The organism is Waltera acetigignens (genome assembly GCF_025567015.1).
GTDB lineage: Bacteria > Bacillota > Clostridia > Lachnospirales > Lachnospiraceae > Acetatifactor > Acetatifactor acetigignens.
The window spans coordinates 36778-50574 of record NZ_JAOQJO010000010.1; the positions used below are offsets into that span (position 1 = coordinate 36778).

Here is a 13797-nt window from a genome sequence, read left to right on the forward strand (position 1 = left end):
ATAGAAAATGATTACGTTTGACGAGAAAAAATATTCTCAGATAACAGAAAAAGAGATCAAAGAAGCATTGCGGTTTTCCACGGAGCAGGTGATCCGGGATCTGCCGGAATTTACCGATCAGTTCCAGAATGCCTACAGCGAGAACGGTTTCTATCAGCCGATTCCGAACAATTACTGGACCTGTGGGTTCTGGACCGGAGAGATCTGGCTGGCTTATGAATATTCACAGGACGAACGCCTGAAAAAAGCAGGTGAGGTGCAGGTGAAGAGCTTTTTGGACCGTATTGACAATAAGATCGAAGTAGATCATCACGATATGGGATTTCTGTATTCTCCTTCCTGCGTGGCAGCTTATAAGCTGATCGGAAGCAAGGAAGGCAGGGAAGCAGCTATCAAAGCAGCAGATCAGCTGATCACCAGATATCATCCCGTAGGCGAGTTCATTCAGGCCTGGGGCCCCATGGATGCTCCGGAGAATTACCGCCTGATCATTGACTGTTTACTGAATCTGCCTCTGTTGTACTGGGCATCCGATGAGACCGGAGATCCGAAATACCGTGACATTGCGGAGAAACATATTCATACCGCTGTTGCCAATGTGATCCGTGAGGATTATTCTACCTGGCATACCTTCTTTTTTGATATGAAGACGGGAGCACCGGATCATGGTGCCACCTGTCAGGGTTACCGTGACGGATCCGCCTGGGCGAGAGGCCAGGCATGGGGTGTCTACGGTATGGCACTGGCTTACCGCTATACCGGAAGAAAAGAATATATTGATCTGTTCCGGCATGTAACAGAGTATTTTCTGGCACATCTGCCCAAAGATCTGGTACCTTACTGGGATCTGGAATTCACCGACGGGGATGACCAGCCGAGAGATTCTTCTTCCGCTTCCATTGCAGCCTGTGGAATGCTCGAGATGGCGAAATACCTGGAGCCGGAGGAGGCAGAGCATTACATTACACTGGCAAAACAGATCATGCGGTCTGTCTATGTGGGCTATGCCGTAAAGGATCCGAAGGAATCCAACGGACTGGTGCTGCACAGCACCTACTCCAACCATTCTCCTTACAATACCTGTAATCATTACGGCGTGGATGAGTGCAATTCCTGGGGAGATTACTTCTACATGGAGGCACTGACCCGGTTATTGAAGGATTGGAGAGAGTACTGGTAGATTATATTAAATTGATATCATACGAAGCCCATACAGATACGCATGCCTTGATGTAAGGTCTCCGAGTGTGGATTTTCTAAAGAAAAGTGGCTTAGTTTTTCTCATTATGACGGGCCCGCCTACAGTCGACATCCATGTCGACGATCGGCTGACGCGAACATCGTGTTCGCTTTCGCCCTGTTGCCAGACCACTTTTCAAGAAAATCTCACACTCTACGACAAACATCTTCGGCATGGCATCCTGTCTGGGCTTCTGTAAGAAGTATTTCTAATATAGGAATATAGTTACTACGTTTGTTATTTTGGAGGGACTAACTGCATGAACTTACATAGCAAAAAAGATTTTCAGGACTGTATGTTATCGATATTAAATCCGTTAAAGCCTTATTACAGTGAGGAAAAAGCGAGACTGACCCTGGGCGTTACCATGGCACATTATGACATCGGTGCCACATGGATGGAAGCCTTTTCCCGTCCCTTATGGGGACTGGTGCCTTTCTGGGCAGGCGGCGGAAAAGAGCCGGAATTCGAAGAGATCTATCGCAAGGGCCTGACGGCCGGAACCGATGAGAAGAACCCGGAATACTGGGGAGAGTGCACCTCTTTTGACCAGAGATTCGTGGAGATGGCAGCCATTTCCTATGGCATTATGTTTGCCCCCGAAGTGGTATGGGATCCTCTCACGGAAGCACAGAAGGAGAATCTCTGCAACTATTTAAATAAGATCAATGAGCATCCTCTGCCGGTGTGCAACTGGATCCTGTTCGCCGTACTGGTGAACATTGCAATGAAAAAGGTGGGACGCCGGTATAGCCCCGAGATGCTGGAAGAATATCTGGAAGGGCTGGAGACCTTCTATCTGGGTGAAGGCTGGTATCAGGACGGAGATTCCGGTCAGAAGGATTACTATATTTCCTTTGCCATCCATTTTTACAGCCTGATCTATGCCGTGATTATGGAGAAAGATGACCCGGAGCGGGCAAAAAAATACAAGGCGAGAGCCATGGAATTTGCAAAACAGTTTATCTACTGGTTCGATGAAGAGGGTGAGGCCATTCCTTTCGGCAGATCCCTGACCTATCGTTTCTCTCAGGTCAGCTTTTTCAGTGTCTGCCTGCTGGCAGGACTGGAGCCGTTCCCGGTTCCCGTGATGAAAGGTCTGATCGCAAGGCATCTGCGCACCTGGCTGAAGCGTCCGATCTTCGACAGAGATCATGTGCTGACCATCGGCTATGGATATCCGAATCTGACCATGGCGGAGCGGTACAATGCCCCCGGTTCTCCTTACTGGGGCATGAAGGTGTTTGCCTTTTTGTTGCTTCCCGATGATCATCCCTTCTGGAGTGTGGAAGAGGCACCATTGCCGAAGCTGGCACCGGCCTGTCCCCAGAAGTATGCCGATCTGTTTGTCTACCATTACGGCAATCACACCACAGCATTTGCACCAGGCGTCTACAGCCCTAACGGACACGGCCAGATCGTGGCAAAATACGGAAAGTTTGCTTATGATACCCGGTTCAGTATCAGCGTGGCAAAGTCCTGCTACGAGCTGCATGAGAATGCCCCGGACAATATGCTGGCGTTCTGGATCGATGGTTATGTCTATGTGCGCCGGATCTGCGAGGAGTCAAAGATCACGGAGAACGGAGTATGGTCGAAGTGGAGTCCCTATCCCGGCATTACGGTAGAGACCACGATCACCCCGGATGCCGGTGGACATACCAGAGTACATAAGATCACCAGCGAGATTGACTGCGTGGCCTACGACTGTGGATTTGCAGTCAGCAGAGGTGATTTTGAAGAGGTCGGCTTTGCGGAAAAGGTGGACGGTATGTCCGCCCAGGCCAGCAACGAATTCTGCAGTTGTACTGTCAGTGCGGTATTGGATGAAAATACACAGGTTAACGAAGTGGCAGACAAACCGCCCGTAGGCTACATGATCACCGTAGATCCCAACACCAACCTGCTCTACACCAAGACCAAGATCCCGGCAGTGAAATACCACATCCGCAAGGGATCCCAGGAAATCGTCACCAGAGTGGATGCGGAAGTAATCTGAATATATAGAAATTGCAGTGGAGTTTTGCTATTTGCAGGCTCCATTGTTTTTATATGAAATAAAAGTATTATGTATACTGTAAATTGTTGAAACATAAATATTAAAAAAGTATATAGTTGCATAATTTTTTACATTATATGTAAACACTTACAAAAATAATCATAAAAATCATAGAGAAAAAAGGAAGTAAAAAGTAATTTATTGCATTTTGTACAATCTGTCTCATTTTTTATAATAAAGATGTATTGTTATAAATAATTATGGGAGGATTGTATGAAGCAAAAAACATGTAAAGTAGCGAAAACAGTATTGACTCTGTTGCTTTGTGCAGGTCTGACGGCAGGTTCGGTGCCGATAGATGCATTGGCAGCGGATGTACAGTCAGAACAGCCTGTTGGGGGCACAGAGACTGATACAGAAGCCGGAACAGAAGGCAATACGCAATCCACAGGTTCTGTATCTGATGGAAACGTAGTTATAAAGGAGAGAGAAGAAACAGGAACGGAGAGTGGTGCCCCACAGGCGGATTCCGTATCAGAAGGAGACGGAATCGCATTAATAAGCCTGGAAGCTTCCAATACACATATTGCAACTTATACAGGAAAAATTCCGGAAGGAATCACATGGGCTGCAGATGTGACGGTAGATACTTTCAGCAAGTCGTACAGCGTGGTTACGGCAAAGGCGGCGGACGGAACCAGCTATACGGTTGAGGTTGTACCGGAAGGAATTGTATACTTTATTGACAATGTAACATCAGACTTTTCGGAAACTACAACAGAGCCTTATGAAGCAGTAAAGACATTAGCAGGTGACCAGCTGATAAATAAAGTCTATGATCAGCAAAAGACGGCGGATACTGCATGGGGTCTGGTAGATACGGATGCGACAACCAAAAAATATAACAATACGACTACTGATAAAACAACCACCGGTATTTATGGAAATAATGCCATAGGAGAAACGTTGTCTTATGATCTGTATCTGGAGGCAGGCACCTATACTATTACTTCAGGACATAGAGAATGGTGGGACAAAACCCGTCCTATGGATGTGCTGTTAAAAACAGACGCAGGAGAAACAACCATTGGAAGTGTATCTGTTAGCAAAAGTGTAAAAACAGCACAATTTTCTTATACTTTTACGCTGGATACTGCCCAGACGGTTACTTATACCTTAAAGAGTACGGCAAAGCAGGCTCCTGTTTTAAGCTGGCTTGGAGTATCAAAATATATCACAAAGGAATCGGAATATTTTGGACAGGCTCTGGAAGACAATAATCAGCTCACTGTTCTTTCTGATGCTTCCTTAGAAGCAGACAGCGGCACAGGAAAGCAGCTTTCTGTGACAGGTGGCTGGACTAGTGGTGGTATCTCTAAGGCAGGCGCAACCATAAAAAATGCACCTGATTTTTTCCAGAGAAATCAGTTTACATATAATCTCAACTTAAAATACAATTACATACAAGAAGGAACGGGGAGTCGTGCTGCTGTTTTCCTTGGTAATTCCGATTCCACTGCTTTCCGTGTAATTCCGGCAAAGTCCCAGAGTCAGTCTGTGCTGAGAGTGGGTACCAATGCAGGAGCAAAGGATTATCCTCTGACAACGGCTCTTACTGCAGGGGACTGGCATGCGCTTTCTATTGTGTATACCGAGGATGAACAGCAAGGCTATGTGGCATTATACTGTGACGGAGCAAAGGTACTGAATGCCACTGGAATAGGTTTTAAATTAAGTAATACTACCAATCTGGCTGCCGGAATCGGTGCAGCTTATGGAACCAGCTATTTGTGCAACGGTACTTATGACAATATTGTTGTCATGGCAGCAGCAGCAACAGAGGAAGAAGCCATTACGGAAACACAGGCAAGACTGGATGCCATCAAAGGCGCTGTCCAGACAGACGGAAACATAGTGATATCCGGTGCAGATGTTGACAAGGCAACAGCCAATATCAATGGTCTGACTTATAAGGGCTTTGGTATGTTAAATGGTAACAGTACCAGTAACCTGCTGCTGGATTACAAGGCAGAGCATTCAGATCAATACTGGGAAATGATGCGGTATCTTTTCGGTGGAGAATATCCTTTGTTTACCCATATCAAGATGGAAATGGGAAATGACGGAAATAATTCTACCGGAGCAGAAGCCTGTACCATGCGTTATGAGAACGAAGAAGCGGATGCTTCCCGCTCTCCGGGATTTGTCATGGCAGCCGATGCGAAGAAGATCAACCCGAATGTCAAGATCAGTATTTTGCGTTGGGAGATGCCGGCATGGGTTGCTTCCAAATGGAGCAGTGACCGTACCGGTGCAGGATATGAAGCAGTTTATAAATGGTACAAGGAGACCATTTTTGATGCCTATGAAAAATATGGTTATGTCGTAGATTTCGTAGATCCTGATAAGAACGAGACAACAGACCCTAATGAGGACTTTATCAAATGGTTTTCCAACCGGGTAAAAAAAGAAACAGATTTCCCGGACTATATGGATCAGGCAGCGATTGACGCTTATCACAATATCAGAATTATTGCTTCTGACGAGAATAAGACCCTGCAAATCGTACCTTCCATGAGAAGCGACAATGATCTCTACAATGCAGTAGATATCATTGGTTTCCATTATCGTACCAGTGCCACGGAGGATTACATCAAAATGGCGGATGTGGACGACAAGGAGGTATGGTACAGCGAGGGGTGTGCAACCTTTGGTTATACAGAGTTACAGGAAAACAAGACGAGTGAATACGGTGGTGGAACGATCGGAGGATATCAGAGTCCGTTGGCTCTGGCAGACAGCTTTATCAATGCGTTTACCGGATCTCGCAGAACCCACTATATTTTCCAACCGGCTATCGGTTCCTTCTATGAAGGCATCCAGTATGGCCATAAAGAGCTGTTAAGTGCCAGAGATCCCTGGAGCGGTTATATCCATTATGATCCGGCACTGTACATGATTGCACATTTCTCTCAGTTTGCAGTCACCGGATGGGAGGATACCGACCCTTCCCAGAATGAAATCTGGCGTGTTATCACCGGTGCAACCTCCGGATCCTTCGGCTCCAGTGACAATGAGCATCAGACAGCAGGGATGGATGGGAAAGCCAGCTATATGACACTGGTATCTCCGGATAAAAAAGACTTTTCTGTAATTTTTGTAAATAACACAAGAAATCAAAAAACCTTTAAGATTACTGCAAAGGATATGGCAGTAGCCTCCGATGCAACCTTAAAAATATGGACAACCACAACAGATAGCTATTTACAAAAGAGTGATACAGATGCAGAACAGCAGAACGGTTGCTGGTATGTAACAGTTCCGGCTTATGGGATGGTAACAGCAACTACACTGAATACGTCACCTGCAAGAACACCGGAACAAGAAATCCATAACGAGGACAGAACGGTTTTGGATACTGACAGTACCGGACGCAATCAGAATACAACGGATAATGTACTTTATGCGGATGATTTCGAGTATACAGAAGAACCGGAAATGGAACAGTATAATGCCAAAACCGGGAAAACCACCAGTGTAGATTATCTGACAGCAAGAGGCAATGAGCCACGTTACATGTTGGATACGCATGGCGCTTACATTGTAGAGAACGGCAGATTAAAATCGGAACTGACGACCAGTGTGGGACAGTGGAACGGTGGAGAACCTTCAACGATCGTCGGTGATTTCCGTTGGATGGACTATGTTACCACGATAGATGTGCAGATACCGGATGCATCTGCATCGACCTATGCGAGACTGGGTATCCGTACCCAGACAGGCATGAACTGGAACCAGAGCGGCTATACGCTGGAGATTAACGGTGCCGGCTCTTGGAAGCTGTACCGCATAGGCAGTGCTGTAGCAAATGGAACGGTAACAGCCACAACAGATGGCAAATATGAATTAAAGCTGGCAGCCCTTGGCGACATGATTACCGCGTTTATCAACGGAGAACAGGTCACAAGCTATCAGGACGCATCTCCGATGCTGTCCGGTCGCGTCAAGATCAGCAACAACTGGCATCAGGTATATTATGATAACCTTCTCATTGAGAAGATTGCAGGAGGATGTGCTTATGCGTTGTCTATGGTGGATGGACAGGATGACAGCGTAAGCTATGAGGGAAGTTGGACAATCGACAATCCCGGAAGCGGCAGTGCGGACAACTGGTATCGTACCTTGTCTGTATCAGGCGGAAGCGGTGCAACAGTGAGTTTCCCTATCCATGGTGCGGGATTTGCAATTATTGGACCTAACAACGCCGGGACGAAGCTGGATGTCTATGTAGATAACAACCTTGTAGCGGAGAATGTTTCGACCACAGCAGCTGCAAGTCGTTATGAGTCTTACAGCTATAGTGGTCTGAGCCTTGCAGATCATAATATCAAAGTAGTAGTAAAGAGTGGAACCCTGAAAATAGATGCACTGTATGCGTTGGGTGAGACAACCCAGATCGGTGATGATGTGCTTGTCAGCGTAGAAACAAAATTTCCTGCAGCTTATGCAGTTGAGCAGAATCAGACCCTCAAGAATTTGCCGGCTACGGTAGAAGTAAAAACAGGAAATGGAACTGTAGTGACCAAGCCTATCGTATGGAGCAATAATACGGCGGAACATTTCTCGGAAGCTTATGCGACGACCAGTGTCACCGGTGTGGTGCAGGATGGTGTCAACAGCTTCGGAGCAAGTCTCGGAGTGACGATTCCGGTAGAAGTGGTGCCGGAGAATACGGTATATTTTATTGATATGGTAAAGGGAACTCCGGATGCAGATGCAAAAACGGAAGCCTTTGCAGCAGTGAAGGAACTCAGAGGAAGTGCGCTGTTGAACCAGACTGCGGATCAGTTAAAGACCTCCGGCAATAGCTGGGGGCTGGTAGATACTGACGCGGGAACCAAGAGTTACACCGATACTACAGATAAGACAGCAACCGGTATTTACGGGAACAATAACGAATCAGGCGAAACTCTGACCTACGCGCTGACTTTAGATCCCGGTAAATACACCATTACCTCTGCACACAGAGAGTGGTGGGGAATGACCAGACCGATGAACCTGACAGTAACAGTGGATAATATTACACTGGATGCCGGAACGATTCAGGTAGACGGCAGCAATCCGAATGCTGTAAATACTTATTCTTTTGACGTAAGAACCAAACAGACCGTAACCTATACGATCACTGCAACCGGAACACAGGCTCCTGTCATCAGCTGGCTCGTTGTCAGTCGGACCGGAGATGCCGAGGAAATTCAGCCGAATGACAGTATTCCCGGTACATCAGGCAGTGTCATCCGTGATACGAACGGAAAGGCGATGCAGGCACACGGCGGTTCCGCAGCAGCCATGAAAGAAGGAACCGGAGAGGGATGCGTCAATATTGACCTCGATGGTGACGGACAGATCACAGAGGGTAAGACCGTATATCTGTGGTATGGAGAAGATAAGACCAACAACACCAGACCGGTAGATGGTGTAAAATGTTATGTTTCTACCGATCTTTACAACTGGACCGACAAGGGAACAGTACTGTATCTTCAGAGCAGCATCCTGCCGATTGAAGAATCCGCAGAGAAAGCAATCACTTCCTCCGCAGGAGCAAATGGAACAGGAACGACCCAGAGTTATCCTGCAATGCAGCTCAGTAATACCAATTTCGAGACTCTGAAGGCATGGGGAAAGCTGTCCGCAGCACCAGAGGGTGTCACCGAAGCGGAATTCCGTGATGTCAAGCTGTTCTTAAGAGCCTATGTCACAGAGTTTGAGAAAGAGCCAACGAGCGCTGAGGATATATCCTGGATTGCAAAGAGTTATGATGAGACAAAGGTAGAGGCAGGTAGCTTCCTGTACCCTGACAGCAAGACCAATGGAACCCAGACCGTATCCAGATTACAGCTTGCTTTCGAGGGAATGTATGGTAATTATTGCATTACTGAGCGACCTAAGATGGTCTATAATGAAAAGACAAAGAAATTTGTCATTATTTTCCATGCAGATGGACCTTTGTACAACAATGAAAAGCTGTACAACTGGGTGAAGAACGGTATGCAGGGCAACTGTGAAGCCAGCAGATACAGCCGCGCTATGGTTGGTTTTGCAACAAGTGATACACCATTCGGACCTTTCGAAGTGGTAAATATGACCCGTATGAATTATGATGAGAGCCTGAATGCACAGCGGTTGGGCGAAGCCAGAGACATGACTGTGTTTGTCGATGATGTGGATGCAAATGCAGACGGAGCAAAGGATGCTTATGTAATCTACTCCAGTGAGATGAATGCAAAGCTGTATGCATCTCTATTGAACAGTGATTATACCGGGCTCGCTGCCAAGGGTAATACAGCGGACAATCAACAGATGGCAGCCCGTCTGGTATCTGACAATAGCAGAGAAGCACCCGCTGTCATGAAATACGATGGTTGGTATTACATGATTACGAGCGGAACGGATGGCTGGAACAGCACCGCACATACCTACTATCGCAGTCAGAACATTCTAAGCGGCTGGGAAAAAGTAGGAAACCCGGCAAAGAATGATACCGGAAAATGTTTTGATACACAGGTGACATATATTATTCCGATTGATGCACCTGCAGGAAAGTTCATTTATATGGGAGACCGTTGGAATGGCAACAAATTGTTCGACAGCCGTACTGTCTGGCTGCCCTTACAGGTAGATGCCACTTCCCATACTATTGCGATTCTGAATCGCACCAACTGGAAGACAGAAGAACTGGAAGATCTGATCCCGGTTGGCATACAGACTGCACTTCCCAAGATCACATGGACGGACGGCAGTAATTTGCCGGAGAAAGTCACGGTAAGCTATAAGGGACAGACTGTGGAGAGTAAGGTTGCCTGGGACAAGAGTTCTTATCAGGTCATCGGCAGAACCACTGTCACCGGTAAACTCATCGATTGCCGGAACGCGGAGATCTCAACAGAAATGCTGGTATGTCCGAAAAATGCAGTTTATTTTGCAAATGCATCGAAAGCACCGGTAAGTGCAGATTATACTTCCATCATGAAACAGCTCGGCAATACATTGTTACATACAGTGGATGTATATGATGGCGCCTACAGTACAGAAACAGGATTTGGATATGTAGGAGCAGAAGGAAAGCTGCGTAACAGCACAGATGACATTTATCAAAGTATGCGTTATGCAACAGACAAGACCCAGAGCATCAGTTATCGGTTTGATCTGGAAGCCGGAAAATATAATGTTTATGTGGGTATGTTTGACCCCTCCAGCTGGTGGGATGGAAAACGCTATGCGGATATCAGTCTGAATGATAAGGTAGTAACAGAGAAATACAATTACCAGAATAATGTAAACGATACTCTTACGTATGAAAATGTAGAGGTAGGCGAAGAAGGAACTCTGACGATAACTATTTCGCCGAATGCAGCTACATCCAGTGCCGTTCAGGTCAGCTTTATTGTAGTGGCAAAAGCGCAGAAGGATGCAGAAGTTACCCCGACTCCGGAGCCTACGGCAAGTCCAAAGCCTACGGCAAGTCCAAAGCCTACGGCAGCACCTACGGCAACGCCCTCAAACGATTCCAATCATGAGGATGACAAGGACAACAACACCTCGAATTCTCCTGTGGCAGCAACCGCAACTCCGGTTCCGGTAGCAACAGCAAGACCTGTTCGTCCTACAGTGGGTGCAACACCAAGTGATATGGTAAATGCGACACCGACCGTTCCGGCAACAACACAGAAGACAGAAAAAACAGGAGCAACCATAATCAATGCAGCCGGTGAGGCTGAGGCAATCGGATGGAAGGATATCCTTGAAAATATTCGTCAGAATGTAAGTGATAGCAGCAATAAAGAGATCTATATTGTGGCAGGCAGCGACACCGTTGTTCCTGCAGAAGTATTGCAAAGCGTAATGGGAAGCAACCTGTCTCTGAGAATCGAAATCGAGGAGGAACTGGCATGGATCATTGAAGGACGGGAGATCACAGAAAATGTAGGAGATATTGATTTCGGAATCCTTAGGTCAGCGGATCGGATTCCTGCTGAACTGATAACACAGACGACACAGGGACATGATTATATTCCTTTGTCACTGGTACACGACGGAAGCTTCGGCATGACCGCAAAACTGTCAGTCCGTCTTGGTACAGAGAATATCGGTAAATATGCAAATCTCTTCTACTATAACCCTGACAATGCAGCAATGGAGTTAGTTGCGTTCGGTCAGGTGGCAGACAGCGGATGGGTTGAACTCAACTATGAGCATGCCAGCGAATATCTGCTGGTTATGGCTGACGAGCCTATGGATGTAGAGAATCTGTCCAAGGATGCTTCGTCGGAAGCAGTTTCCGCAGAAAATGACAACACAGAGAGCCAGAACCGTAATCACAGCAAAGCAGGAAAAATTTGGATTCCTATTGTGATTGTAATAGTATTGACAGGATGTGCTGCAGGATATTTCTATCTGCGTAAGAAAAAGTAAAAGAGTATATATATTCTGTATGATCTAACATTAAAAACCGGCGAAATCTTATTTGACATGGCTGTCATTAAGATTTCGTCGGTTTTTTGTATACGGTAGGTTATGCAGGATTTTAAAATCACGAGACATCATTGATAAGATTGGGTTCAGTAGGATACAGAAAGTTGTATTACTTTGCGGAGTAAAACAAGAAAAGACAGAAAGAAGTATCTGCAAATAAGAAGTATATAAAATGTTTAGATTTGGACAGTAGAAATAAAAACGTTTTTATGCTATCATGCATATAACAGTAAGAGGTGATAGCTATGAAAATAGAACGAATTGATGACAAGACAGTAAAGTGCTTCCTGTCCAATGAAGAATTGGAAGAGTACGAGATTGATTATAAAGATTTTGTGGTCCGCAGTGAAAAAGCCAAAGAGGTTGTGCAGGAGATTATCGAGCAGGCCGAGGAAGAGGTGGGCTATAAGCCGCCGAAGTATGCTTTTGACCTACAGATCATGATGGTACCGGATGAAGGATTGATGCTGGTATTTTCCGAGAAGGAACCGCTGGAGAATAAAAACGGTGCACAGCTGTTACAGGCGTTGCAGGAGATGAAGCGTGTCTTCGAGGAGAAAAAGGCAGAGATCGGCGCTACGCTGGGAAAACAGGCGAAGGAAGAAACGGAGAACAATGCCGGGAAAAATAAGAAAGCAAAGGGAAAAGCAGAGGAAGCGGCAAAGCCCCAGTTTGCAATTTTTGCCTTCCGCAATATCGGCAGAGTGATCGAATATGCCGCCGTATTACCGGCGAACCTGCGGATCAACAGCACGTTGTACCGGATGGAAGACGGCACCTGCTATGTCTATGTGCAGAAGGGCGGTGCGTCCTACGAGCGCTACAGCAGAGCCTGCATCCAGGCTATGGAATTCGCAGCGTTGTATGCCGCAGACGAGCAGAAGATAAGATATCTGGAAGAACACGGTGAATGCCTGATCCGGGAGAAAGCACTGAAGAAACTGCGTGCATAATACTGCACCATAGGAATCTGCATGACTGCTTGTAGATTAAGCAGATTCAGGATATGCTCCATGGGGTATCTCCCGCTACCTTCGCCATATCCTCCGGCAGAGGTGCTGTGAACTGCATTTTCTCCCCGGTGATGGGATGGACAAAGGACAGCTTCCAGGCATGCAGTGCCTGACGCTGTATCAATGCCATATCGGGATTGTACAGATAATCTCCGATCAGGGGATAACCCAGGTATTTCATATGAATCCGTATCTGATGGGTGCGGCCGGTCTCTAAAATGAGAGAGACCAGGCTGTGCCCGTTTTTTTCGTCCAAAACCCGGTAATGGGTAACAGCGGATTCCCCTTTTTCAAAATCCACACAACGCTCAATGATAGAACCTTCTTTTCGCCCTAAAGGTGCGGTAATCGTACCCCCAGAAGGCAGCACAGAGCCTTTTACAATGGCAAGGTATTCCCGTGTGATACCGGAACTTGCCTTGTTGGCGATCATGGTGGACAGCATTCCGGCGCTGACATAATGCTTGGCTACGATGGTCAGTCCGGAGGTATCCCGGTCCAGACGATTAATACAGCGGAACACAAAAGGACAGTTCTGCTGTGCAAAATAATAGGCAAGACTGTTTGCCAGGGAATTGTAATAATTGTTCATGGAAGGGTGGATCGGCATGCCTGCCGGCTTATTGATCACCATGAGATCCTCGTCCTCGTAGATGATATCCAGCGGCAGCTCCACCGGTGGGATTTTTTCCGAGGAGTGTTCCTCGTGGATATGCAGCGTCAAGGTATCTCCCGGCTGCAATATATGATTCATGAAGCAGGGAATCCCGTTTGCCTGCACGGCGGTGGGGTCTTTTTTTAACTGCACCAGATTCTGGGAAGAAAACCCTTTCTGCTTCAGGAAATGGCTGACCGGCAGGGGGGATATGAAATGATCTGTTGTATAGGTTAATGTACGTTCCATAAAAATTGTGCTTTCTAAATTATTATTTATGATACATAACGATGGTATTTTTCATACTCTCTTTGCTTGGGCGGCTATCGTGATCAAATTTGCGGTACAATTTATCCAC

General features: G+C 46.5%; 5 protein-coding genes. 4 read left to right on the forward strand and 1 reads right to left on the reverse strand.

All coding sequences use genetic code 11. The features are described 5' to 3' along the window. The first annotated feature begins 7 nt into the window (after window positions 1-7). The 4 genes from OCV96_RS10470 (at window position 8) to OCV96_RS10485 (ending at window position 12724) form a co-directional block, all read left to right on the forward strand. Window positions 8-1180 carry a glycoside hydrolase family 88 protein gene (locus tag OCV96_RS10470; RefSeq protein WP_262594482.1) on the forward strand — a complete coding sequence of 391 codons (1173 nt, stop codon included), beginning with the start codon at window positions 8-10 and terminating at the stop codon, window positions 1178-1180. A 319-nt stretch (window positions 1181-1499) separates the two neighbouring features. Then, window positions 1500-3239, forward strand: a complete 1740-nt coding sequence (locus tag OCV96_RS10475) for a DUF2264 domain-containing protein (RefSeq protein WP_262594483.1) — start codon at window positions 1500-1502, stop codon at window positions 3237-3239. Between the two features lie 273 nt (window positions 3240-3512). After that, window positions 3513-11711, forward strand: coding sequence for a hypothetical protein (locus tag OCV96_RS10480; protein ID WP_262594484.1), 8199 nt, complete (start codon window positions 3513-3515; stop codon window positions 11709-11711). Between the two features lie 305 nt (window positions 11712-12016). Further along, window positions 12017-12724 (forward strand): adaptor protein MecA, encoded by a 708-nt coding sequence (locus OCV96_RS10485; protein ID WP_262594485.1) that lies wholly within the window; start codon window positions 12017-12019, stop codon window positions 12722-12724. Between the two features lie 46 nt (window positions 12725-12770). Here the strand turns inward: OCV96_RS10485 and OCV96_RS10490 are convergent, their stop codons facing one another. Then, a complete protein-coding gene (locus OCV96_RS10490) occupies window positions 12771-13688 on the reverse strand; it encodes an RluA family pseudouridine synthase (RefSeq protein WP_262594486.1) in 918 nt (305 codons plus the stop codon). Window positions 13689-13797: the final 109 nt, after the last annotated feature.